Origin of the sequence: Halobacillus karajensis (assembly GCF_900108515.1) — a bacterium.
Lineage (GTDB): Bacteria > Bacillota > Bacilli > Bacillales > Halobacillaceae > Halobacillus > Halobacillus karajensis.
The window spans coordinates 153295-177474 of sequence record NZ_FNWW01000006.1; the positions used below are offsets into that span (position 1 = coordinate 153295).

Annotated in this window: 28 protein-coding genes; 18 read left to right on the forward strand and 10 right to left on the reverse strand. The window is 41.7% G+C overall.

Features of this window, described 5'->3' with window-relative positions:
* The first annotated feature begins 506 nt into the window (after positions 1 to 506).
* From asnB to BLW54_RS13745, 7 genes are all read left to right on the forward strand, one after another.
* Positions 507 to 2348, forward strand: coding sequence for an asparagine synthase (glutamine-hydrolyzing) (gene asnB, locus BLW54_RS13715; RefSeq protein ID WP_035510139.1), 1842 nt, complete (start codon positions 507 to 509; stop codon positions 2346 to 2348).
* A gap of 240 nt (positions 2349 to 2588) precedes the next feature.
* Entirely contained in the window at positions 2589 to 4505 is a 1917-nt protein-coding gene (gene nagE, locus BLW54_RS13720) for an N-acetylglucosamine-specific PTS transporter subunit IIBC (protein ID WP_035510141.1), read from the forward strand.
* An 18-nt stretch (positions 4506 to 4523) separates the two neighbouring features.
* Entirely contained in the window at positions 4524 to 5699 is a 1176-nt protein-coding gene (gene nagA, locus BLW54_RS13725; RefSeq protein WP_316245392.1) for an N-acetylglucosamine-6-phosphate deacetylase, read from the forward strand.
* A gap of 5 nt (positions 5700 to 5704) precedes the next feature.
* Positions 5705 to 6442, forward strand: coding sequence for a glucosamine-6-phosphate deaminase (gene nagB / locus BLW54_RS13730; protein WP_035510143.1), 738 nt, complete (start codon positions 5705 to 5707; stop codon positions 6440 to 6442).
* A gap of 6 nt (positions 6443 to 6448) precedes the next feature.
* Positions 6449 to 7171: a GntR family transcriptional regulator gene (locus BLW54_RS13735; RefSeq protein WP_035510145.1), complete on the forward strand. Its 723-nt coding sequence runs from the start codon at positions 6449 to 6451 to the stop codon at positions 7169 to 7171.
* A 17-nt stretch (positions 7172 to 7188) separates the two neighbouring features.
* Positions 7189 to 7902: a sugar isomerase domain-containing protein gene (locus BLW54_RS13740; protein WP_035510147.1), complete on the forward strand. Its 714-nt coding sequence runs from the start codon at positions 7189 to 7191 to the stop codon at positions 7900 to 7902.
* Between the two features lie 121 nt (positions 7903 to 8023).
* Positions 8024 to 9430, forward strand: a complete 1407-nt coding sequence (locus tag BLW54_RS13745) for an alpha-amylase family glycosyl hydrolase (protein ID WP_035510149.1) — start codon at positions 8024 to 8026, stop codon at positions 9428 to 9430.
* A gap of 135 nt (positions 9431 to 9565) precedes the next feature.
* Here the strand turns inward: BLW54_RS13745 and BLW54_RS13750 are convergent, their stop codons facing one another.
* Both BLW54_RS13750 and BLW54_RS13755 read right to left on the reverse strand, forming a co-directional pair.
* Positions 9566 to 10465 carry a DUF4349 domain-containing protein gene (locus BLW54_RS13750; protein WP_035510150.1) on the reverse strand — a complete coding sequence of 300 codons (900 nt, stop codon included), beginning with the start codon at positions 10463 to 10465 and terminating at the stop codon, positions 9566 to 9568.
* 144 nt (positions 10466 to 10609) lie between these two features.
* Complete coding sequence (locus tag BLW54_RS13755) at positions 10610 to 11470, reverse strand: DegV family protein (protein ID WP_035510152.1); 861 nt, start codon at positions 11468 to 11470, stop codon at positions 10610 to 10612.
* Between the two features lie 178 nt (positions 11471 to 11648).
* On the opposite strand from BLW54_RS13755, the gene BLW54_RS13760 reads away from it, so the two are divergent.
* Together BLW54_RS13760 and BLW54_RS13765 are read left to right on the forward strand one after the other, a co-directional pair.
* Positions 11649 to 12494: a YitT family protein gene (locus BLW54_RS13760; protein ID WP_035510154.1), complete on the forward strand. Its 846-nt coding sequence runs from the start codon at positions 11649 to 11651 to the stop codon at positions 12492 to 12494.
* Between the two features lie 65 nt (positions 12495 to 12559).
* The gene (locus BLW54_RS13765; RefSeq protein ID WP_051744230.1) at positions 12560 to 13477 is read left to right on the forward strand and encodes a BsuPI-related putative proteinase inhibitor; all 918 of its coding nucleotides are present in this window, start codon (positions 12560 to 12562) and stop codon (positions 13475 to 13477) included.
* Between the two features lie 39 nt (positions 13478 to 13516).
* On the opposite strand, the gene BLW54_RS13770 is transcribed toward BLW54_RS13765, so the two are convergent.
* The gene (locus BLW54_RS13770; RefSeq protein WP_035510155.1) at positions 13517 to 13780 is read right to left on the reverse strand and encodes a NifU N-terminal domain-containing protein; all 264 of its coding nucleotides are present in this window, start codon (positions 13778 to 13780) and stop codon (positions 13517 to 13519) included.
* Positions 13781 to 13912: 132 nt separating this feature from the next.
* Between BLW54_RS13770 and BLW54_RS13775 the strand changes: the two genes are divergently transcribed.
* Positions 13913 to 14740: a DUF2785 domain-containing protein gene (locus tag BLW54_RS13775; RefSeq protein ID WP_035510156.1), complete on the forward strand. Its 828-nt coding sequence runs from the start codon at positions 13913 to 13915 to the stop codon at positions 14738 to 14740.
* 274 nt (positions 14741 to 15014) lie between these two features.
* Here the strand turns inward: BLW54_RS13775 and BLW54_RS13780 are convergent, their stop codons facing one another.
* Positions 15015 to 15380 carry a DUF6944 family repetitive protein gene (locus BLW54_RS13780; RefSeq protein ID WP_392387205.1) on the reverse strand — a complete coding sequence of 122 codons (366 nt, stop codon included), beginning with the start codon at positions 15378 to 15380 and terminating at the stop codon, positions 15015 to 15017.
* Between the two features lie 131 nt (positions 15381 to 15511).
* On the opposite strand from BLW54_RS13780, the gene BLW54_RS13785 reads away from it, so the two are divergent.
* Positions 15512 to 16336 carry an HAD family hydrolase gene (locus BLW54_RS13785; protein ID WP_167358819.1) on the forward strand — a complete coding sequence of 275 codons (825 nt, stop codon included), beginning with the start codon at positions 15512 to 15514 and terminating at the stop codon, positions 16334 to 16336.
* A gap of 454 nt (positions 16337 to 16790) precedes the next feature.
* On the opposite strand, the gene BLW54_RS13790 is transcribed toward BLW54_RS13785, so the two are convergent.
* The 3 genes from BLW54_RS13790 to BLW54_RS13795 form a co-directional block, all read right to left on the reverse strand.
* Positions 16791 to 17000, reverse strand: coding sequence for a DUF3813 domain-containing protein (locus BLW54_RS13790; protein WP_035510159.1), 210 nt, complete (start codon positions 16998 to 17000; stop codon positions 16791 to 16793).
* A 2-nt stretch (positions 17001 to 17002) separates the two neighbouring features.
* Positions 17003 to 17149, reverse strand: coding sequence for a hypothetical protein (locus tag BLW54_RS20755; RefSeq protein WP_167358820.1), 147 nt, complete (start codon positions 17147 to 17149; stop codon positions 17003 to 17005).
* A 92-nt stretch (positions 17150 to 17241) separates the two neighbouring features.
* Positions 17242 to 18060, reverse strand: coding sequence for a Cof-type HAD-IIB family hydrolase (locus BLW54_RS13795; protein WP_074735233.1), 819 nt, complete (start codon positions 18058 to 18060; stop codon positions 17242 to 17244).
* A gap of 185 nt (positions 18061 to 18245) precedes the next feature.
* Between BLW54_RS13795 and BLW54_RS13800 the strand changes: the two genes are divergently transcribed.
* The 5 genes from BLW54_RS13800 to moaD all read left to right on the forward strand — a co-directional run bounded on the left by BLW54_RS13800 (position 18246) and on the right by moaD (position 20809).
* Positions 18246 to 19010, forward strand: coding sequence for a prolyl oligopeptidase family serine peptidase (locus BLW54_RS13800; protein WP_035510162.1), 765 nt, complete (start codon positions 18246 to 18248; stop codon positions 19008 to 19010).
* A gap of 104 nt (positions 19011 to 19114) precedes the next feature.
* Complete coding sequence (locus BLW54_RS13805) at positions 19115 to 19399, forward strand: metal-sulfur cluster assembly factor (RefSeq protein ID WP_035510758.1); 285 nt, start codon at positions 19115 to 19117, stop codon at positions 19397 to 19399.
* Positions 19400 to 19602: 203 nt separating this feature from the next.
* A complete protein-coding gene (gene mobB / locus BLW54_RS13810; RefSeq protein ID WP_035510164.1) occupies positions 19603 to 20121 on the forward strand; it encodes a molybdopterin-guanine dinucleotide biosynthesis protein B in 519 nt (172 codons plus the stop codon).
* Positions 20121 to 20579 (forward strand): molybdenum cofactor biosynthesis protein MoaE, encoded by a 459-nt coding sequence (locus tag BLW54_RS13815; RefSeq protein WP_035510165.1) that lies wholly within the window; start codon positions 20121 to 20123, stop codon positions 20577 to 20579. The genes mobB and BLW54_RS13815 overlap by 1 nt, the downstream gene beginning before the upstream one ends.
* Entirely contained in the window at positions 20576 to 20809 is a 234-nt protein-coding gene (gene moaD, locus BLW54_RS13820; protein ID WP_035510167.1) for a molybdopterin converting factor subunit 1, read from the forward strand. The genes BLW54_RS13815 and moaD overlap by 4 nt, the downstream gene beginning before the upstream one ends.
* Positions 20810 to 20926: 117 nt before the next feature.
* Here the strand turns inward: moaD and BLW54_RS13825 are convergent, their stop codons facing one another.
* Together BLW54_RS13825 and BLW54_RS13830 are read right to left on the reverse strand one after the other, a co-directional pair.
* Positions 20927 to 21736 carry an undecaprenyl-diphosphate phosphatase gene (locus BLW54_RS13825; protein WP_035510169.1) on the reverse strand — a complete coding sequence of 270 codons (810 nt, stop codon included), beginning with the start codon at positions 21734 to 21736 and terminating at the stop codon, positions 20927 to 20929.
* 198 nt (positions 21737 to 21934) lie between these two features.
* Positions 21935 to 22111 carry a YjzD family protein gene (locus BLW54_RS13830; RefSeq protein WP_071414037.1) on the reverse strand — a complete coding sequence of 59 codons (177 nt, stop codon included), beginning with the start codon at positions 22109 to 22111 and terminating at the stop codon, positions 21935 to 21937.
* 134 nt (positions 22112 to 22245) lie between these two features.
* Between BLW54_RS13830 and BLW54_RS13835 the strand changes: the two genes are divergently transcribed.
* Positions 22246 to 22767, forward strand: coding sequence for a hypothetical protein (locus tag BLW54_RS13835; RefSeq protein ID WP_035510171.1), 522 nt, complete (start codon positions 22246 to 22248; stop codon positions 22765 to 22767).
* Between the two features lie 89 nt (positions 22768 to 22856).
* The gene (locus BLW54_RS13840; protein ID WP_231622413.1) at positions 22857 to 23813 is read left to right on the forward strand and encodes a BMP family ABC transporter substrate-binding protein; all 957 of its coding nucleotides are present in this window, start codon (positions 22857 to 22859) and stop codon (positions 23811 to 23813) included.
* Between the two features lie 87 nt (positions 23814 to 23900).
* Here BLW54_RS13840 and BLW54_RS20760 read toward each other — a convergent pair whose 3' ends face one another.
* Entirely contained in the window at positions 23901 to 24077 is a 177-nt protein-coding gene (locus tag BLW54_RS20760) for a hypothetical protein (protein WP_155996988.1), read from the reverse strand.
* Positions 24078 to 24180: the final 103 nt, after the last annotated feature.

A 24180-nucleotide genomic window follows, 5' to 3' on the forward strand; every position in this document is an offset into this window, starting at 1 on the left:
CTGCATGCGATCGACGCATGCAGCGTTTTATTTTTAAAAAAGGGGGCTATAATTTTGTGTCTGATATTCGTCCGTTATTTGGGGGGATAACGGTGATAACTATTATCAATTATAATGATAATCATTCTCAGTTTATATGTCAACACCTTTGTAAGATTTATTAAATCTTACAACCTTAAGCATGCTTCTTCTCGTTTATCCTTTTTAGGCTTAGGTACGGGAGAAGGCTCAATTGGAAAGGATGTCTAAGTCCAGTATCTAGACGGTACCCGTTTGATTGTGAGCTTCTATTCGGCTCCATGATCTAGAATGATAGGGCGAATTCAACAATCAACTAGTCCATTAGAAGCGAATAGTTTTGTAAACGACTCAGGGAAAGTGTTGGTGGGTTTCATAAGGAAAACGTCCCTGTCATATAGTGAGTCATGATGGTTTTTTTAATAAAAGAATACAGCGCTTGTACCGTGTCTTGCGCATTTTGTAAAGAAAAAGGATGGTGAGGCTAGATGTGTGGTATTGTCGGATGGATCGATGAAGCACATAAAATGGATGAAAAAGGTTCCATATTGGACCAAATGGCAAGCACGTTGCAGCACCGAGGGCCGGACGAATATCAGAAATGGATCGAAGGACCGGCTGCTTTCGGTCACCAACGTTTAATCGTCGTTGACCCAGCAGGAGGAAGGCAGCCGATGATCCGCAAGGCTCGGGATGAAGAGTATATTTTATGCTATAATGGTGAGCTTTACAATACAGATGAGATAAGAGACCAGCTGAAAGCAAAGGGATGGACCTTTCAATCACACTCAGACACGGAAGTCGTTCTTGTTAGTTATATGGAGTGGGGAGCATCGTGTGTTGACTATATGAACGGAATTTTTGCTTTCAGTGTATGGGAAAAGAATCGTGAGCGCCTGTTTCTTGCCCGTGACCGTTTGGGGGTCAAGCCACTATTTTACAGTGATAGAGGGCATGGTGTGATGTTTGCTTCTGAGATGAAAGCCATTCTGGCGCATCCTGAAGTATCATCCACTGTAGATCGTGATGGCCTTCATGAAATCTTATCTCTTGGACCATCCCGGACTCCTGGCGAAGGGATTTTTCAAGAAATTAATGAGATTCGTCCCGGACACAGGGGTGTATATGAAAAAGGGAAACTGAAAATCGACAGATATTGGGATGTGAAGAGTCAGCCACACGAAGATTCTTTCGATGAAACCGTCGCTCGTGTCCGTGCTCTCTTTATGGATGCTTCACAGCGGCAGCTTGTTTCTGATGTAAAACTCGGCACTTTCTTATCTGGTGGAGTCGACTCTAGTGCCATTACGGCTGTAGCAGCAGAAAAATATAAACAAGATCAGTTGGGAAGCCTTCAGACGTTTTCCATTGATTATAAAGACCAAGAAAAGTTTTTCAAAAAAAATGCCTTTCAACCCGATCGCGATGAAGCTTTTATCAAATTGGTGAGTGATCAAAATCAAACCACGCATTCGATTATGGAGGCGAAAACAGAGGATCTTGTCAGCCGATTGAAGCGTGCTGTTGAACTTCGGGACCTTCCGGGTATGGCGGATGTAGATTCTTCGCTGTTGTGGTTCTGTGAAGAAATCAAAAACCATGTGACGGTCGCACTCTCTGGTGAATGTGCTGATGAAATCTTCGGAGGTTACCCGTGGTTTTACCGAAAAGAAGATAAAGACCGGAAAGGGTTTCCGTGGATTCGCTCTCTGAATGAACGAGTCTCCCTCGTTCGAAATGATTTAAAAGACCAGGTAGATATTGAATGGTATATGTTAAAACGCTATCAGGAAACCGTTAGTGAAACACCGTTGCTCTCCGGTGAAAATGAGGATAGTAAAAAACATCGGCAAATGTCTTATTTAAATATGAACTGGTTTATGCAAACATTATTAGAACGTAAAGACCGTATGAGTATGGGAGCGAGTCTGGAGGTGCGTGTGCCTTTCAGTGACCACCGTCTTGTGGAATATGTCTGGAATGTACCATGGAGCATGAAGTTCCATAATGATCAGGAAAAAGGTCTGCTGCGCCAGGCTCTGCGTGGGATTTTGCCTGATAAAGTCCTTTTTCGGAAAAAGAATCCGTACCCTAAAACATTCCACCCGGACTACACGAAAGCCGTTTGCACGTGGATGGACGACATTCTTTCGGATTCGAATGCTCCGTTATTCGATCTTTTTGATCGTGAGCAAGTCCGGAAATTGAACGATTCCAAAGGGAAATCTATAGATACTCCCTGGTTTGGTCAACTCATGACTGGTCCTCAGTTAATTGCCCATTTATGCCAAATTGATCACTGGCTCAGAACCTATAAGGTTACTTTTTAAGCAAACCGCCCTTTTTCAGGGCGGTTTTAATTTTTTCTTTGTTTATGGAAAAGATAACATTATATTTTCGAAATGGCTTCGGGAGAGAAATAGCCTGTTTTCCCTGCCTATTTATATAAGCAAGAATAGAAGGGAGTGTATTTTAGAATATTCAAACTTTTAGTAGTGGTATAGACAACTATATTTCATGGTGATAATATAGCTTCAGTAAAACGTTTTCACAACGAAGGAGGTACAATAATGTTAAGCTTTTTACAGAGAATTGGTAAGTCATTGATGTTTCCAATCGCCACGTTGCCGGCTGCGGCTTTGCTTGTGCGATTAGGAATGGAAGATATGTTAGACATCCCATTCATTACTGCCGCTGGGAACGGCATTTTAGAAAATCTTGCGCTGATATTTGCGATCGGGATTGCGATGGGATTTGCTAAGGATGGAAGCGGTGCGGCTGCATTAGCAGGTGCCATTGGATACCTGGTCCTTGATAGTGGCATCGAAGCGATCAATGCGGATATTGATATGGGAGTGTTTGCAGGAGTTATCGCGGGTGTAGCAGCAGGTATGCTGTACAACCGTTATAATGATGTGAAATTCCCGGACTTTCTTTCCTTCTTTGGAGGAAAAAGATTTGTGCCGATCATCACTTCTGCTTTAATGGTCGTATTATCGTTTGTATTTGGGTATTTGTGGGTTTATCCACAGGCCCTATTAGACACGACAGCTAATTGGATTTTGAATGCTGGAGAACTTGGTGTCGGGGTCTATGGGGTGCTAAACCGCCTGCTTATTCCTGTAGGTTTACACCATGTCATGAATGCATTGATCTGGTTTGATTTTGGTACATTTACAACAGAAGCAGGAGACGTTGTCCGTGGTGAGATTAACCGTTTCTTGAATGGCGATCCATCTGCTGGTTATTTCTTGGCTGGATTCTTCCCTGTTATGATGTTTGGTTTACCAGCTGCCTGTCTGGCTATGTATGTCGCGGCTAAGAAAGAAAGAAAAGCTGCAGTTGGCGGGATGTTTTTAAGTATTGGTTTGACTTCATTCATAACCGGAGTTACGGAGCCTATTGAATTTTCGTTTATGTTCTTATCGCCATTACTTTATTTTGTACACGCCCTGTTGACAGGGGTGTCGATGGTACTTGCATTTGTATTTGATGTGAAGCATGGCTTTGGTTTTTCCGCAGGGTTGATTGATTATCTATTGAATTACAATATTGCACAAAACCCATTCACTCTTGTTCTTATTGGATTGTTCATGGGGGTTATTTACTTCGTAGTTTTCTACTTCCTAATCGTTAAGCTGGATCTTAAGACACCAGGCAGAGAAGAAGAGGACATGATGGAAGAGGAGCAAAAGGAAGCGCCAGAAAGTGATTACGATACAAAAGCCTACCATTACTTAGTGGCGTTGGGAGGCCCGGAAAATATCGAGACCCTGGATTATTGTACAACACGATTACGTTTAGAAATGAAAGATAGAGAACAGATCAATGAAAAGGATCTAAAACGTAATGGGGCACGTGGGGTTATGAAACTTGGTAAAAAGAATCTACAAGTTATTGTAGGAACTTCTGTTGAATTTGTCGCGGATGCGATGTCCAAACGAATGCAGCAAGGAAACATGACACCACCTAAAACGGAAAAAGACGAAGAATCAAAGAATACTCATGAGGGAGATTCAGCACGAACGTTGAATGATACAGACATTGCTATGCCTCTGTCCGGAAAGGTTCTCCCATTATCTGAAGTTCCTGATGAAGTATTTGCTCAAGGAATGATGGGGCCAGGATTTGCGATTGATCCATCTGAAGGGATTTTTCATTCGCCTGTGTCAGGAAAAGTTATTCAGGTATTCCCGACTAAACATGCCATTGGATTAGAAATGGAAAATGGATTGGAAGTATTGATTCATGTTGGCCTGGATACAGTTAAATTGGATGGAGAAGGATTTGAAGCCCTTGTGGAGTCGGGACAAATGGTCACACAAGGAACCCCATTACTCAGAGTAGATCTTGAATTTGTGAAAGAGAACGCCCCTTCTATTGTAACGCCTATCATCTTCACAAATGCAGAAGGCCTGGATGTGGATTTATTAAAAGAAGGTCAAATGGAACAAGGGGAAACAGGATTTGTTAAAATCAATAACTAGCGCAAGGAGGTTTGGATTGTGGGAGATCTAATGATAACCAACGTATCCATTGTGACCGAAAAGGAGACGATTCCAAATGGAACGGTGTACATCAAAGATGGAACCATAGAAAAAATCTCAAAAGAAAAGGATAGGACCCATGCGACTCATGTCATCGATGGAAAAGGAGAGAATCTTACTCTTGTTCCAGGTTTCATAGATGTTCATATCCATGGGGCAAACGGCCACGATGTGATGGATGCCACACCTGAAGCTTTGGACGGTCTGGCCACACAGTTACCCAAAGAAGGAACGACAAGTTTCCTTGCTACTACCATGACTCAATCCAAAGAAAACATTTCTCGTGCGTTAAAAAATGCCGGGGAATATATCGAGAGTCAAAAGAGAGAAGGGAAGGCAGAGGTTCTCGGTGTTCATCTGGAAGGACCGTTCATTTCTGAAGAGAAGGCAGGAGCTCAACCTCCCGAACATATTGCTAAGCCTTCCTTGGAGCTTTTTCATAAATGGCAAAAAGAGAGCGAAAATCATATAAAGCTTGTAACGATCGCCCCTGAAACAGATGGGGCTCTCCAATTCATTAAGGAGATATGCGGAAAAGGTGTGGTCTGTTCGTTAGGGCACAGCAGCGCTACTTTGGAAACGGCGAATGAAGCTGTCAAACATGGGGCCAGTCACGTCACTCATTTGTTTAATCAGATGAGTGGACTGCATCACAGAGAGCCGGGGCTTGTGGGGGCAGCATTTACAAATCCGGAATTGTGGGTAGAAATGATTGTTGACCACATTCATGTGCACCCAGAAGCCGTAAAACTTGCCTATAGAATGATCGGTAGTAAGCGGACGGTATTAATCACTGATGCGATGCGTGCGAAGTGTCTTCCTGAAGGAATTTATGATCTCGCCGGGCAAAGTGTCCGTGTTCAAAACGGGGAAGCAAGACTTGAAGATGGTACCTTGGCAGGGAGTATTTTAACTCTTGAAGAGGCAGCACAGAAAATGCAGGACTTTGTCGGAGTCAATAGGGAAGAGCTTGTTCAAATCACTTCCGCCAATGCAGCCAGGGAGCTTGGTGTTTATCATCGTAAAGGAAGTATAGCCGAAAAGAAAGACGCAGACCTTGTCATTTTAGACGAGGGTGGAAATGTCCTCGTGACAATATGTAAAGGGATAATCAGTTATGACAAAAGGCGGTGATCGGAATGAAAATTATTGAGGTACACAACTATGATCAGTTAAGTAAAAAGGCGTGTGAAATCATCGAAGAACAAGTGATGGTTAAACACGACTCTGTCTTAGGATTAGCGACAGGAAGCACACCATTGGGCACATATAAAGAATTGATCGCCGGCTATAAAGAAGGACGAACAGATTATCGTCACGTATCAACATTGAACTTAGATGAATATGTAGGTTTAGGTCCACAGGATCCACAGAGTTATCGTCACTTTATGAATGAACAGTTCTTTCGTTCGATCAATGTTAATTTGGAGAATACGTATATCCCTAATGGAAAAGCGGTTGATTTGCAAGACGAATGTGAACGGTATGAAAAAGTGATCGAACAGGTTGGCCCTCCGGACTTACAGTTACTTGGGATTGGCGAAAATGGTCATATAGGGTTTAATGAACCAGGTACACCGTTTCAAAGTGAAACCCATGTCGTTCAATTGGCTGATTCAACGAGACAAGCCAACGCTCGATTTTTCCAATCCATGGAAGATGTGCCGACAATGGCTGTTACGATGGGGATCCGTTCCATTCTAAAAAGTAAAAAAATAGTCCTGCTGGCATCTGGAGAGCGTAAAGCTCAAGCCATTGATCAATTAATCAATGGTTATCTTGATGAGCAGTTCCCGGCTTCTTCTTTGAAAGAACACTCCGATATAACATTGATTGTGGATGAAGATGCTTATGCGGAAGTCAAAAGGAAAGGATGAGTTCGTTTGTTAAATAAAGACCTCCCTTTACCCTTGTACTATCAAATTGAAGAATACCTAAAAAGAAAAATAGAAGAGAGAGAATTTGGCGTGGGTGAGCTCATACCTTCGGAACGGGAACTTTCTGAACGCTTTCAAGTAAGTCGTATGACAGTGAGACAAGCCGTAACAAACTTAGTTAATGCTGGTGTGCTTTATCGGGAAAAAGGAAAAGGGACCTTTGTTGCTGAAAGAAAAATTGAGCAGCCTTTAAAGGGGTTAACCAGTTTCACAGAGGATATGCGGCAGAGAGGGATGTCCTCGAGCAGTAAATTGATTGCTTTCGAGGCGATGGTAGCTCCTGGTGAAATTCGGGAGAAATTAAAATTGAAAGACGAGGAAGAAATTTATTGCGTTCGGAGGATACGAATGGCAGATCGTAAACCGATGGCCATTGAAACGACTTTCATGCCGGTTAAACTTCTCCCAGGTTTAACGGAGAAAATTGCCAAAGGATCTATTTACCATTATGTTGAGCAGGAGCTGGGCATGGCTATAAGTCACGCGCGTCAAATGATCGAAGCGAGAGCGGCCGATGAAGAGCAGGCTCATCTCCTGGACATACTCCCTCAATCTCCTGTCCTCCACATTGAAAGGAGCAGTTTATTAAGTAAGGGAATTCCATTTGAGGTTGTCCGATCCACTTATCGAGCAGATCGTTATTCATTTATTAGTGATATTGAGCGATAGCACTAAAGGAGGCTGTGATGGGCTATCTATCGAAAGTTTCTAAACAATTAAAAGAAATGGAGTCGGCTCAGCATGAACAATTTGAGCGGATTAGTGAACGGTTCGTTCGTTGTCTCCAACAAGGAGGGATTATTCATACGTTCGGCTGCGGGCATTCGAGTCTTTTGGCTCAGGACGCTTATTATCGAGCAGGTGGTCTTGTCCCGGTCCGTCCGATTATCATTGAGCCACTAATGCTTCATAAAGGTGCTCAAAAGTCCAGCGAAAATGAAAGAACCTCAGGGTTTGTACACAAATATTTAGAAAAAGAAGACCTGCAAGAGAAAGATGCGTTACTGGTCATTTCTACATCAGGTCGAAACCCTGCGCCTATTGAAACTGCTGTATACGGGAAACAGAAAGGTCTTTATACATCTGCTCTTACTTCCCTTGTTTATGGAACGAGCCAACCTTCAAGACATGAAAGTAATAAGAGAATTGAGGATGTGGTGGAAGATGTGATAGATATGAACGTACCCGTTGGGGATGTAATTATGAATAGTAAATACCACTCGTATTCTCCTGTTTCCTCGGTTTTGGGGGCTGGCGTGTTACATGCATTATTGACAAGGACTATTGAAAAGATGGAAGAGTATGAGGTGGAGGTGCCTATCTTCCGCAGTGGGAATGTGGATGGCTCTGATCATCATAATCATAGGATGATGGAAACTTATCATAGGATCGACTTCTAAACATAGACTCGCCTTCATGGGTCTATGTTTTTTTTTTAAAGAGATTAACATGGAAGATTGACGGGTGAATACAGAAAGGGCTACGCTAGAATAGTTAAGATATTCTTAAGGGGGGCGGAGGATGAAAAAAGCGCTTGTGTTTATCGCGTTTATCCCGTTCCTGCTATCTTTTAACTTTACTGCAGATGCGGCAGAAAGGGAAGACCAGCAGTGGCAGGATGAAAGTATTTATTATATTGTCGTGGATAGATTTATGAATGGAGAAATGAGTAATAACGAAGCAGTGGACCTTGAGGACCCCAAAGCCTATCATGGTGGAGACTTGAGTGGGATTGTGGATCAATTGGATTACATAAAAGAAATGGGCTTTACGACCATACAATTGTCTCCGATTATGGAAAATGAAAAGGGGGGGTTCCATGGATTTCAGGTTTCGGATTACCGAAAGGTGGAAGAACACTTTGGCACTATGGATGAGGCCGAGAGAGTTGTAGAGGAAGCCCATGCACGTGATTTGAAAGTCATCTTTGATTTACCTGCAGGCTTTATATCTAAAAATCATCCATGGGTAAATGACGAAACTAAATCCCCTTGGGTAACAGGGAATCCTGTAGAAAGTGAACATCCTTGGTTCAATCAATTGCCACAAGTAAACTTGAACCACGAAGCCGTACAGAATTATTTCAAGGAAACAATGGATTATTGGCGGGAAGAAACAGGTGTAGATGGGTTCCGAATCATTGTGAGTGACCCTGTTTCAGGAGAGTTTCCTTTAGATGATTCTCCAAATACTTACATAGAATCTATTCAGGAATCCAATAGTTTTAGAAATATGGCAAGAAAGGCATTCCGCAAAGCAGGACAATTTTTGGATGACCTGGAAACGGGTGAAAACCATCAACAAGTCAACCAAATAGATTTTTATGATATCTCCCGGTTTACTCATGAAGCTGTTGAAGAAGGACAAAATCCTATAACCAGATGGAAGCTTGCCTTAACGTATATGTTTACTGCTCCTGGCATACCGTCCGTGTATTATGGAACGGAAACGCCTATGGACGATGGGGGAGATCCTCAAAATCTACCCATGATGAATTTCAAGTCAGGGGATGAACAACTAAAGCAACGGATCGAGAAGTTATCCTCGATGAGGGAGCAATTTCCTGCATTAACGAGAGGCGACTATCAAGAACTTTATAATGAGGAAGGTCTTGCTGTTTTTATACGTGAGTATGACGGACAGCAAATGGTTATTGCTATAAATAATTCAGAAGAAACGAAATCCATGTCTCTGGAAGAGCTTGAAGATGGCCTGCAATTAAGAGGCTTACTCCACGACGGACTAGTACGCCAACGAAGTGATGGAAGTTACAGGCTGGGGATGGAACGTGAAACAGCTGATGTCTTCATCGTTGAAGCGAACAGCGGATATAATTGGTTATTTATTGGGTTTGTCGGCGGAGTGCTGGCTCTCTTTGTCATCGCTGTCGTTTGGATTAGTTTAAAAAACCGCAAGCAAGAGAAATGATAGGAAAAACGCTCCCAGATAGGGAGCGTTTTTCCTATGGGGAATTTTCCTTTTTATTGATTCGCTTGGGGAGGTATGCCGTAGCGAGTATTATACAGGGAAACGCCCCAGCTAAGGGAGTATACCGTATTTAATTCATGTATCCTGTTTTTTTGCTTTTCTCCACCACCACAGCCACGCAATGAGAAGAAGTGGAATTAAAAACGGAGAATAACCAATGGTTGTGATGAATAACCAAGAGGCAAAGGTTACAATCCCATTCACACTACTGACAAATGCTTGCTTTGTTCTATCCCATGTGTCTAAATTCTGTTGGTCCACTCCACCTACCATTACTTTTGTTTCAGTGAAAGAAATGGTGATGGTAGAAAAATCACTTTGATTTTCTAAATAATTCATTTCTCCTTTGAGAGATTCTATGTCTGATTGAACCCGCTCCAAATCTTGAGAGATCCTTACTAGGTCTTCCGTAGCTTCTGCCCGATCGAGAAAACTGAGCAAACGAGCTTCGATCTCTTCTTTCGCTTTTAAGCGGGATTCAAGGTCGACATAATTCTTTGTGACGTCTCGATTGTTGATGTTTCTTGACTGGATATGACCTGATATGTTTTCAACCGCATTTAAGAATGTTTCAAAGTTTGGTTGGGGAACACGAATGCGAAGATGGCCTTGTCTATTTCCATGGTCACTCTTTTGTATGTTTGTTTCTACCATATAGGCGTCCATTTCATTCATTTGTTCCTTAAGGCTCTTCTCAAATTGGTTGAAATCTTTGGTTTCCAGATCAATGTGCGCTTCGTAAATGATCATCTGTTCTTTTTGATTCTGCGCTTGTTCTTCGGTTTCTGCTGAGGCCGCTGTTTCGGAAAGGCCTTTTTCGGAGGTTTCACTAGGTCCCGCTTCGTCACTTGAGTCTTTCAGTGTTTCAAATTCGGCTTCATTACTGCTTTCTTCACCGTCGTTATTGTTACTGCAAGCCGTAAAAACAAGGATAAAAATGAACAAAAGAAAGATCCGTTTTCTTTTGTTCTCCATAAAAAAGACCCCCTCTAATTAGACTTTAACTGAGCAGAAGGTTCTACCATTTGAATGGTCAATCCAGATCCTCGAAAGGCTTACTTCTGCACTTATATCATTAGTCGTAACTATGGGAGTAGGGTTTCATATAATTGGGAATATTTATTTATAAGTGTCGTTAAGGAAGAAAAGGGCGATGGTCCCTGGTCCGGCATGGGCGCCGATGGTTGCGCCGACAAAATCAATGTGGATCTCTTCGGTCCCGTATTTTTCCTTTATCATTTCGGCCAGTTTTTCAGCCCGTTCTTGATCATCGCCATGGCTGATCGCCATGCGTTGGTTTTTGAGGTCTTTTCCACGCTCATCCATAACTTCCAACATTCTTTTTAACACTTTTTTAGAGCCACGGATTTTTTCAAGGGGAATAAGTTTACCTTCCTCCATGTGTAAGAGGGGTTTAATTTTAAGTAAACCTCCTACAAAGGCGGCTGTGCGGCTGACGCGGCCGCCTCGCTGCAAGTATTCTAAATCATCCACTGTGAAGATATGTTCCATATGCGCGGCATGATATTGACCAAGTTCGAGTATATCTTTGTAACTTCCTCCTTCTTTGGCAAGTTCTGATGCTCTCCATACCACAAGTCCATAGCCTAGAGAGGCGGCTTTGGTATCGATAACATCAAATTGAGCATTCTCATATGCCTCTTTTACTTCTTGTTCAACCATTTTAGCTGTCTGATATGTACCTGATAGTTCAGAAGACAAAGCGAAATAAATGAACGGTTGTCCTTTTTCAGCATAGTGGGTGAACATGTCTCGAAAAGCCTGGGGAGACACTTGTGCTGTTTTAGGGGCTTGACCGTTACGCATTCTGCTATAGACATCACTTGGTGCCATACCGATGCCGTCTTCATATTCCTCCCCATTCAAAATGACTTTTAATGGGAGGGACCGGACAGATTGTCTTTCCAGCACGTCATGGTTCAAATCACTCGCAGAATCACATAATACTTGTACATGCATTTACGTCACCTTCTGTTTTTAGATTGTACCTTTAGTTTAGGCACAATCTGCTGGATAGTCAAAATAAACCAACTGCGATATTCTGACGAAACTTACATGAATCTACCAATATTATCTTGATTTTACTCCATGACGGTGATAAAAATGAATAGATGAAAAAAGGTAAAGGGGGCTGCTTGTGTTTACAGTTGAAATAAAACGAATACTGATTGTTATATTCGGCGCCGTATTAAATGCGGTTTCACTGAATTTATTCTTAATTGAAGCCAATGTTTATGCGAGTGGGTTTACTGGGGTTGCCCAATTGCTTACAAGTATATTGAATGATTTTGCCGGGATTCCCGTAAGTACGGGTATTCTTTTATTCTTACTTAATATACCCGTGGCTATTCTAGGTTGGTTAAAAGTAGGGAGAGGTTTTACCGTTTACAGTGCTTTGTCTGTTGCTTTTACTACATTATTCCTAGAGTTAATCCCCGTACAGCAATTATCTGAAGATATCATATTAAACGCTGTTTTCGGTGGTGTAATCGGTGGTATGGGTGTTGGAATTACGCTCAAGTGGGGGGCATCTACAGGAGGCCTCGACATAGTAGCGATGGTACTTTCGCGAATGAAGGATAGACCGATTGGCATTTATTTTCTTATTCTTAATAGTGCCATTATCGCGATTGCGGGTCTTTTATATGAACCAGAAAACGCTTTGTATACGTTACTGACTTTATATGTGACGACAAGAGTGATCGACGCTGTTCATACAAGACATGAGAAGTTAACGGCTATGATTATTACTTCAAAGGCTGCCGATTTGGAGAGAGCTATTCATGGTCATATGGTTCGAGGTATTACTACGCTACCAGCCAAAGGGGCATTTACCCAACAAGATAAAAACATGCTGGTTATGGTAATTACACGATATGAGTTATATGATTTGCAGCACATCATTCAGGAAGTTGATCCGCAAGCCTTTACCAACATTGTTCAAACAACGGGGATTTTTGGATTTTTCCGAAGAGATGATTAATGATGTAACTTTTTCCAAGCGGCAACGACTGATTAAACAAATGGAAATGATAAAGGAGTGGCGATATGAAAAAGTTTCTAGTCATTTTATTAGGGACTTTGATGCTATTGTTAGCAGCATGTACAGATGATTCAAATAATGAAGCTAATGGTGAAGGGAAGGAGGACCAAATGAACGAAGAACAATCCAATCAGGAAGCAGAAGTTGATATGGAAGCTTTAATTGATCAGGTGGCAATGGACGCAACGATTGATACGACAGAAGATACAGCTGCCTTTAATTTCTCCCTTGTAAATAACGGGGAGGAACCGATCATCTTAGGATTCACATCCAGTCAAAAGTATGACATTAAAGTAACCAATGAAGAGGGCGAAGAGGTTTACAGTTTTTCCGCTGATAAAATGTTTACGCAACAGTTGACGACAGAAGAGTTAGCTGAAGGTGATCGGTTTGATGTAGAGGAGACATGGACAGGAATTGAAGAACCCGGGGAATACGAGGCTACTATGACTTTCCTTGTAAATACGATTAATGATCAACCCATTGAAGCAACTCCTTTTCAAGTCACACAGAAATTCACTATTGAAGATAAACCAGAAGGTGAAGAAGAACAAGATGGCCAAGATACGGATGAGGACAACGTCCCAACATCAGAGCATGATGGGGATGGGCAGGCATTTAGAGACATTACCGTAACTGGTGAAAATGGTACTTATGTAGTCAAAGGGGAAGCACGAGTTTATGAAGGGAGCTTCATGTATAGTGTAGAAGACGGGCATAACGTTCAAGTTGAACCGACAGCTTCCCAAGTTAAGGAAGGGGCCCCTTCCTGGTCCTCGTTTGAAATTGAGATTAATATTCCTGTAGATGATTTGCCGGATTTTGGTACTTTAACTTTAACTCTGTTTGAAGAAAGCGCCGAAGATGGTGCCCCTACAAATGTAAATTATATTCCATTGGAGACCTTCCAGTCAGCAGAATAAAGAAAAAACCGCCATACAATATTGTATGGCGGTTTTGTTTTAATAACCGTATTCTTCTAATGTACTTTTCACTTTATCGCTCAGTTCATCCCAATCGGCCTGAGGCAGCTTATTGACAGTGATAAAGTTTTGGAATCCGAACACGTTATCTACGCCATCCAGCTCCATCAAGTCATTCATAATCTTATGCTCACTTGTTTGCCCTGGCATAACGGATACACTGCCATCCCCTTGAAAAATCATGGATTCTGTTGTGAATTTACGTGCATTTGGATTCGGTGTTTCTTGTACTTGAATCGCCATAGTTCAATCCTCCTCTAATACGTCTGTTCTTATCTTACCAAAAAATATCGACCTGCAAAACTATGAGCATCTATGTTACATTGTTGGCTTGGTTATGTGATACAATGAGTGCATGTTTAGGAGGTGTGTGCAATGGAATCAAGATTAATCGAAGTACTGCAGCCGATCAAAGACAACGATTATACGTTGCCTGAAGGGCAGAACTTCCAGGAGCTCACTACGATGATGCTGCAAAAAATAGGCTCTGTCCATCCAGTACTGCGGGATGACCTCATTCATTCCATATTCACGACATTTATTGAGCGTGGCCATTATACGAATGAACAATTGAAGAATATCCTGCAATCTGTATTGAACAAAAATTATTTGTTCTACCGGATCGGAACTTCAAAAAAAGAAGAGGATGCCGTTTTTAAACGAAGTTTTTCTGTATTGCTGATTCCGCCAATTATGGAAAAGCACAACCATTCCCCGTTTTTAAAAGAAGAAGAGGTCCACCGTGTGTGGGATCACTTAAAAAAATATATGAAGCAGGAAAAAGACCACCGAGGTTATGTGAAAGATAAAGGTTGGGCTCATGCGATGGCTCATGCGGCCGACGCAATCTATAGTGTGGCTGCATGTGAAGAAATAACAAAAGAAGAGATTCTGGATATGCTTCCTATCATTAGAGAACAGTTCCTTATTGACCAACCTTATCTCTTCGATGAAGAGGAGCGGATGGTGACGGCTGTATTAAAGATGTTCGGGAAAATCACTCATGAGGATCGAGTTGAATGGTTAGAAACCTTGCTTTATATCCGAGACAGCTGGAAGAATCCCAGTGAGGATATCATTATAAATAATAGCAAACACTTCATGAGAGCGCTCTATTTCCGTATGCTCGAAGGGGATTTTCGAGAACTTCGTTCCGTTTTAGAGAATTTGTTGAGGGAACTTAGAAAGCAAGAAGCTTACTAACCTGTGGAGGCATAGGGCCTGTACAGGTCTGTTTATTGGAACAGTTTCAGGAATAGTCCTGGGTTGTAAAAGTGATTTGATGAATTAATTACCGGAAAGAACGTTTATATTTCCTTAAGAAACATAGATTTTCTTCCTGTTCTAATGGATAATCTGCTAGTAAACAGACGAAAAGAAATGAACGTAAATCATCCGAACCCCGCTGTGAGAAAAACAGCGAGGTTCTTTTATCTTTATTCGATCCATGCAATTCCTGCTCTCACGGATGGTACAGCTATCCTGTAACTGGTGAATGGCCCATATGCTTTAAGTTGAGAGGGGGATGAGGAGTAGGTTTTAGAAAAAACACGAATCCACCAAGCCCCTGTAATAAATTCCCCTTAATGATAAGCGAGAGCTCTAATTGTTCATCCATGTTAGATAAAAGAATGCAAATGATGGTAGAGTTCCGAACAACTGAATGAGGTTTTTGGGTTTTTTTAGGGCATCCATTTTTGCAGTTACCGACAATTCCATTACCGATCGCTTGGCGTGCATTTCCGATTAAATTCAAACCACTTTCCTCATCCCCTATAAGGTCCTTAGAAGTGCTTATTGCCGTAGGAAGAGTACCTGCTGCAATTATCCACGACCCTGCGATGTTATTTCAGAGATAATGCGAACGGGGGAGATGAGTAAAAAGTGATCAAGAGAAACGCATACAACAGGCTCTCTCTTCCGTTTTAATAAAAGTTTCCAATAAGTAAATACTGAGGAGAGGGGGTGGTTCATGTGATTGAACAGGCGAAGTGTTTGATCTTTGATTTAGATGGGACTCTTTACGAAGATGTGGCACATTTTCAACTTTACGCGGATCTTTTACAACAACAAGTCAATCAAAAGCATCAAAATGATTTTGAATATGATTATAAAAACATTTTAAAAGGTGAACATCCATTAAAGGTTGGTACCGTTTATGATATGAAGAGCGATACCATAATAGCTGTCGATCCTTTTACAAATAAAGTGAAAACAGTAACCTCGTGGGAAGGGGAAGACTGGTTACAGGAGAGAGTAGAAATGGTTTATCCCGACTATATTCAATACGGCTTTGAACGAATGATTGCTATAGGGGATGGATGGTGGTTGCCGTTCGCGGTAGCGATGCATTATGGGGTAGGTATGGAAGAAGCCAGGGAATGTTATGACCAAACGAAAGAGTATATGACAACAGAGGCTTTTGAGATGTCAAAGACGAAAGGGCTTAAGGCTGCGCTCGAACAGTGGAGGAAAGAGAAACTCCTTATCCTATTGACTAATAGTGAATCGCAGGATGTAGAAAATATACTGGATCGGATAGGTCTCACAAACTTATTTCATCACACCATCCCTTCAGCATATAAACCCCAGAAGACAGCCCTGCATTATGAGTCCATTTTAAAGAGGCACCAGCTTGAACCTTCCCAAATTGTTTCTATCGGGGATAATATCTTAAATGAGATTGCACCTGCTTTAAGAAAGGGAATGAAAGCTGTATTAGTTCAGCCTACTGGTGAGGTGGAACTGAAACATCCAGACCTCCAGGTAGTGACAACTCTTGCCGATGTATGTTCATAAAAAAGCGAAGTGCCTGATTTTGCATTCCTTCAGGCACTTCGCTTTTTTATATAAAATGATTAGGGGATAGTCATTATATCCCCTTCATTTAACAAATATACCTCATACCTTAATTGACTTCCCCTGTAAAATTCATTGAGCTAAAGACAGTTATCTGAAGGTTCGATTCCGAGAAACCTTGTAATGGTTAAGGGGTATTGGGAAAGGCGAAGAGGGTGTCGAGTATCCCTTATCGTATGGTGGGTGGAAAAATGGGGAGACACCTGTGGGATGAAAATGATAGGGGAGATCCCGGAGGCGAAGCCTGAGGAAGCCCGCCATACGCCCACAAAAAGCGAGCCATCCCCACCCACCATTTTTCTCCTGAAAATGTCGGAACTGAGTGTTCTCGATAAGGGAGCTTTTATGGAAAAAAATAGATCAGGTCGTTGGGAACGACCTGATCTAAACATGCTTATTGGAAATTGTTGTGGTGAGCTTCTACTTCTTGTTCAAGCTGCTGTAGCTGTTGTTTCTCTTCTTGAGAACATTGGCTATAGGCAGATTGAATCGCTTGCTTCGCGGCCTTCATATCTTCCTGGCTGGTCGCGTTGTGTTTGCCACCACGGTTTTGGGTGAGACGGTTAACCGCTTCGCGCGCATTTTCAAAAAGGTTTTTCTCCATGGTTAAAACCCTCCTACCGTATGCTGGTCAGATTCGATTTCTTTGCGCTTTGCTTCTGAAAGCCTTTTGGGCTCCATCTCGCTTTCGTCAAATTTTCGAACCTCCGTCCAGCGGTCGTGTTTACGATTGGTTTTCTTTTGCTGCTCCATGACAAGACCCTCCTGTCATAAAAAGCCTGAACGCTTTCACGTTCAAGCTTAGTATGGCAGGAGGGTCATTAATTACACATGGAAAATAGTGCTTAAATTGCACGTTTATTAAGTTTTAGATAGTCATCAAGGAAATTCCCGATACCGTTCTCTTCATTAGTATGGGTCACGTGATTAGCAAGATCTTTTAACTCGTTAATCGCATTCCCCATAGCAACACCCACACCGGCATAATCAATCATTTCAAAGTCATTATCTTCGTCACCAAAAGCAATGATGCGTTCCTTTGGTATATGAAAGTATCGGGCGATTTTGTCTAGACCTACAGCTTTATTCATTCCTGCTCGCACAATTTCAATGACATGCCATGGCGCGCCCCACTTACGATGATCAATGAGAGAAGCGTGGTCATCAAGTTCACTGCGTAACTGTTTAATTTTCTCTTCTTCCGGGTGGATGAGAATAGAAGTCGGATCTTCCTTCAAATTCGATTGCAAACGTCCAACCGTAATAGGGTCATTTTCTGTGTGGAATATGCTCATGAGCTCTTCATCGTATTGGTCGAGGTAAACCTCATCTTTTACCTCGGCTAAAATGTTTTTGACACCTAGCTCCTGACAGGTGTGAATGATTTTATGAGCGGTCCGTATTCCTAAAGGAGAATGGACAGCGTCCCATTGGTGGTCGTTCGGGTGATGAATCAATGCTCCATTGAAGTTGACCATTGGGGTGTTAAGGCCAAGTTCTTTGTAGAAGTCAATACTGGCTCTGTGTGGTCTTCCGGTTGCGATCACAACAATATGGCCTTGTTCCATCGCATTGAAGACGGTATTCTTAGTTTTTTTGCTGATGATTTTTTCATCTGTTAAAAGAGTTCCATCCAGATCTAAAGCAATTAAATGCTGTTCCATTTAGCTTCACCTCATTTGTATGTATAGTGTAGCGGTTTTCAAGGTAAATTGTAAAGAAATTCCCATGTCATTTGCCTAACACTTTCCAATTAAAGATGGCAGTGTTACGATACTTATTATATAACCAATTTATAAACAACACTTAATGAAAACGTAAAGTTTGTTGCAGAAAGGAAATAGGACAAATGATAGGGATTTACCGTAACTCATACAAAAATGTACCTGTTTTAACGGTTGTGGAATCGGCGAAACAAGAGGAACCACTGCCGGTATTCATTTATTTCCATGGCTTTACATCCGCAAAAGAACATAATCTTCCGCAGGCTTTTCTTCTTGCTCAAAAAGGGTACCGTGTTATCCTCCCAGATAGTGCTTATCACGGCGAGCGGGATGAGGACTTGCCCAAACAAGAGCTGAGTTTTAAATTTTGGGACGTGGTGTATCAAAATTTGAAAGAGCTTCAAGATATTAAAGACGAACTCGATCGCCAGGGCTTAATTAAAGATCGACGTATTGGTGTTGGCGGGACTTCCATGGGGGGTATTACTACAAGTGCTGCTATGACCATGTATTCTTGGATCCAAGCATCCGCAGTAATGATGGGATCCCCCAAGCCTGTAGTATTTGCAAAGAAACTCATTCAGGATGTGGAAAAAACAGGCATCGTACTTCCTCTTGGCCAAGACGACCTTGATGAATTATATAGCTCGCTAGAGGGTATCGATCTTTCCAAACAGATGGACAAACTGTATGGACGTCCCCTTTTCTTCTGGCATGGAGATGCAGATCCTGTTGTACCGTTTGAACATTCTTATGATTTTTACAATGAAGCGATTAAGCAGTATAAGAATCCAGAGAATATCCGCTTTCTTAGAGAGGTGGGACGGGATCACAAGGTTAGCCGATTTGCTGTGCTCGAGATGGTTAATTGGTTGGAGTTAGTCTTATAATTATTGGGAAGATTTTATTCTCTTGGGAATTTTGTTTATAATAGAGTTTGAAGAATTGTGAAGGGGGAACTAATGTGAGTACAACTGCACTGGAAGAAAATGCAATGGGAGCCCTTGAAAATGTCATTGACCCTGAGCTCGGCATTGATATTGTAAACTTAGGTTTGGTTTATGGCGTCGATATAGATGACAATGGCGATACAAAGGTTACAATGACTCTAACTGCGATGGGCTGCCCACTGGCGGGTCATATCGAGCAGGATGTCAAGCGAGCACTTGCTGATTTACCTGAACTAAATGAAATAACGGTCAACATCGTTTGGAATCCACCGTGGACCAAAGATCGAATGAGTCGTTATGCGAAAATAGCTCTTGGGATTCCAGATTGATGGAAGGTATACCCCTGCCGTTTGTACGACGGTAGGGGTTTTTACATAAGAAGGGAATAGGTTCGACCCTGTAATGGGGTTGCGTTTTTCTGGTCAGCTTATAAAGGTCATGGCAGCATGAATGAACTCGAGCTTGTTTTGACAGCCTTTACTAAACGCGCGGATTATAAAGTCCATTTCTATATTATAAAGAGGAGGAGACCATGACCGAAGCGCCGGTTTTTCAAATCGTCGGATATAAAAATAGTGGGAAGACATCATTGCTTTCTGATTTAATTGCTTATGGAACAGAACGTGGAGAGAAAGTTGCGGCCATCAAACACCACCGCCATGAAGAGCCTTTAAAAGTCATGCACGATGATACAGATAGTTATCGACTGCATGAGTCAGGTGCATTTTTAACGGGTGTAGATAGTCCACGCCGCTTTCAACTCGAATTAACACATGAAGAGGATTTTCCCCTAAAACAACTGGTAAGCATCTATCAGAGTTTTTCACCGGATCTGATTACCATCGAAGGATATAAGAAAGAAGATTTTCCAAAAGCTGTCATCATAAAAAGAAAGGAAGATCTTCTGCTTCTCGATCAATTGATGAACATCCAATTGGTGATTTGCTGGGATGAACACATGACAGAGCAAATATCCTTGCCTGTCATAGCATTGAAGGATTGGAGAAAACATCTGCCGGAAGTATATAAGAAGGCAAAGGAGAGAACTTAGTGGAAAAACGTTGTTGGATCACCGATCAACCTTTGGATATACAGATAATTACAGAAAAAGTAATCAGGCGTGAGGCGGGTGCGATCAATACGTTCATTGGAACAGTACGTGAATTTACAAATGGACGAAAAACACTCTTTCTACAATATGAGAGTTATAAAGAAATGGCGGAAAAGAAGCTCGAACAAATTGCAACTGAAATAGATCAACACTGGCCAGAAGCAGTGACTGTCATTGCCCATCGGGTGGGCCGGCTTGAGATCTCGGACATAGCGGTTATGATTGCTGTTTCAACTCCTCACCGCTCCGACTCTTATGAAGCGAGTCGTTATGCTATTGAGAGAATTAAAGAAATCGTCCCCATTTGGAAAAAAGAACATTGGGAAGACGGAGAAGAATGGATTGGAGATCAAAAACAAACCCGTCCCGGGATACCGTTAAAGGGGGAAATAAAATGATCACACTCTTATTTTTCGCGGGGTTGAAAGAAGCTATTGGTGATGATCAAATCAAGATGCCTGCCGTCGGAATGACCCTAGGCGAAGTGAAAGAGAAAGTCTGGGCAGAGTATTCGATCGAGCAAGTGAAAAGTTGCATGGTGGCTGTAAATGAAGAGTTCGCTCCTGAAGAGACAACCATTCAAGAAGGAGATACGATTGCCTTCATTCCTCCTGTGAGTGGTGGGTGAAATAAAAGGCCAGGGCGAGACTTGAGCGGTCTCATCCTGGCCTTTCTTGTTACACCTGTTCGATAAAATGGCAGTCTATAGAAAATGATTAGGACAAACGGGGGCATGAAAAAAATCTTATAAGAATAAGACGACAAGGCCGCCGACAATAAAGCAATAGAAAGCGAAATATTTTAGGTTGCCTCGTGCCATGACGTTCATAAACCATCTCAGAGAAAAGTATGAGGCTACCACCGATCCTGCAAAGGCAAGGACATAGGCGAACCAGGCATTTTCTGCGCTAGCATGGGCAATGACATCTTCAACAGACAGAAGCATGGTTCCAAGACTGACAGGGATGAATAGTAAGAAAGAAAAACGCAAGGCGGTTTCCTGTTTCATGCCCAAGAACATGGCAGCAACGATCGTAGCTCCAGATCGACTGATGCCTGGGATTAAGGCGACAGCCTGTCCTAATCCTACAATCACAGCATCTTTCCATGTTAATTGTCCATCTCCTTTTCGACCACGAAGGTTCCTGATTAGCCAAAGGGCGATACCTGTGATGATTAATGTTATTCCAACCGTTTGGACAGTGGATAACCCTTCAATTGCATCCCCGAGAAGTACGCCAAGTACACCAGCGGGAATTGTACCGATGATTAAATAAATAATAAAATCAAAATCATCTTTTTGACGTGCGTCCCGACTGATAAGAAAACCAATTCCATTGGTTGCAAGGCGAACGAGGTCGTTGCGATAAATGATAAGAACGGCTACAAGTGAGCCAAAGTTTACAAGGACTTCAAATGTGAGCCCTTCCAGCTTGATCCCCAGAAGTTCCTGCATGATGACAAGGTGCCCACTGGATGATATCGGGATAGGCTCTGTGAACCCCTGAAAAATCCCTAAAAATAAGTATTTGATTAATAACCATAGTTCTTCCATGATATAGTCCTCCTACCCTAAGTGAAAATCGTTTCCTATTACTATATTTATGGTTAGCGCTGATAGAACGTCTGTGAGGACATTCACGTTCGTATCCTCTGATTATAAAACAACCCCCTCCCTATGACTAGAGGAGAATTTCTTCATTTTTAAATAAAAAACGCTGCCATCCGAATGATAGCAACGTTTTAATATGGCTTATGCTTCTTCTTCCTTGATCATGCCTTCACCAAGTACCACAGCGGCTAGTGTGAAGAGAATCGTCATAATAATGACTTGGGAAAAAGCAAAACTGCTCCCAGCCATATTGCTGACTACATAAGCAGACATGAAGCTTAGTAGGAAAGCCCAAATGATAGTCCAAATCATCCGCATTGTTACTCACCTCATTTTTACACAATCTATCTTTATCTTATCAGAGAGAACAAGAAAAGGAAATATGAAATCGCTTCATGATTATCCAAAGCTTCGAATAAAATGTAAGAAGTCATGAAAGAGGAGGACCGCTCATGGTCGTAACTATACACCCTTGCTTTCATTGGATTGGGTTTCATATCACTTCAAGTCTTCTTCAAGAGGGAATGGAAGTAGTCGGTATTGATCCGATCAGCGATAGAAAAAAGGACCTATTATATATGTTTGTCGGAAGAAACAGTAACTTTCAGCACTTTTATAATATAGAAGATAAAGAAAACCATATCCAGCGCACAAAAGGGGAGTGGGAGATAGAGATTTGGGAAGAGGGGTTACTCGTGAAAGGCGAAAATTATGAGGAAGAATGGATTGAATTTCCTCTTTTATATGGAGAGTGGATGGACCTCCACCCTACCGAAAGTGAGGATCAGTCTGATTTGAAAAGATGGATCCTTGATAAGGAGGCTGTGTATATAGGTGACTTTTTAGAAGATTTTCTAACGAGTCTTTTTAACCAAGAAACATTCAATAGAAGGGAAAGAAAGCTGGAAGAGGAGACACTTAATGAAAGAATTAAATCGCTTTGGTGTTGTGATCAGATGTTGAAAAAAGTCTAGGGCTTTCCGTCCTGGTCATTTACTTTTATAGTGAAATAAATGTAGAATAGTGAGAGGATAAAAGTAGCGGTATTTAGGAGTGCTTGAATGTGAAAATACAGACAATCATGATCCTCTCTCTATTATTTTCCCTTGTGGCCTGTGATGGTCTATCGCTTTATCAGAAGGATGTAAAGGTCGGAATGCTCGTTGAGACGACCATCCATGATCAGGCGTGGGGGCAGCAGGGGTACAAGGGATTGCAAGCTATACAGGAAGAATATGGGGTAGATATATATTTCAAAGAAGGCATAAGAACCTATAATCAAACCGTTCAGGCGGTCGATGAATTTTCCAGCAAAGGGATTGAGGTTATATTCGGTCATAGCAGCTTATACGGTAACCATTTCAAAGAGCTTAGAAATGCATATCCTGATATAGAATTTATCTATTTTAACGGACAATACTCTGCAGAAAATGTTACAAGCCTCAATTTTGATTCTCGAGCGATGGGCTTTTTTGCAGGAATGGTTGCAGGTGAAATGACAAAGACTGACCATGTTGGAATTATAGGTGTATTCGAATGGCAGCCGGAAGTGGAAGGATTTTATGAAGGAGTTATTCATCAGAATCCCGACGCTGATGTTGAGATTTCATTAACTAACAGCTGGGAGAATATTGATATGGCCCTTATGTATTATGATGTAATGAAAAAAGAGGGTGTGGATGTCTTTTATCCTGCTGGAGATGTATTTAATGTTCCAGTCATTGAACAAGCTCAGAATGATGGCAATTATGCGATCGGATATGTACAGGACCAATCCCATGTCGCGCAAAATACAGTATTGACAAGTACGGTTCAGAAAGTGGATGAAGTATATAAATTAGCCATGGAACGGTATATGAATGATGAACTCTCAGGGGAGATGCTTACTTTTGATTTTCAGGAAGGCGCTATTCAAATGGGTGAATACAGTCCTGCAGTCCCCGAAGATATTCAATCAGATATCAAAGAATTAGTGGAACAATATAAGGAAACGGGCGAACTGCCTGAAAGAAACCTCTGAACTGCGTGACAGGATCAGAGGTTTTTCATATCCAAGACCAGGTAATGCCCTTTTGGAAGTATTACATCCATGAAGCGGGAAAGGTATTTATTTTTTGAATTTGTCAATCATAGGTTTGATCATTGGAGATACAGACTTCCAGGTTTTAGATGCTTCTTGAAAAAGGTCAGGGAGATTTGGTTGAGGTTTTTCTTCTTTTTTATTTTCTTCCTGTTGGCGGAATCCCCAGAAATCATCAAAAGGGGATGATTTTCTTTTGTCCATATAAGCACACCTCCTCTACTATAAGGTATGTAATGGTTGTCGTTCTTGTTGTAGGCAGAAGCTGTAGATTAAATAGTGAGGATCCTCTTTTAAGAGCAAACTT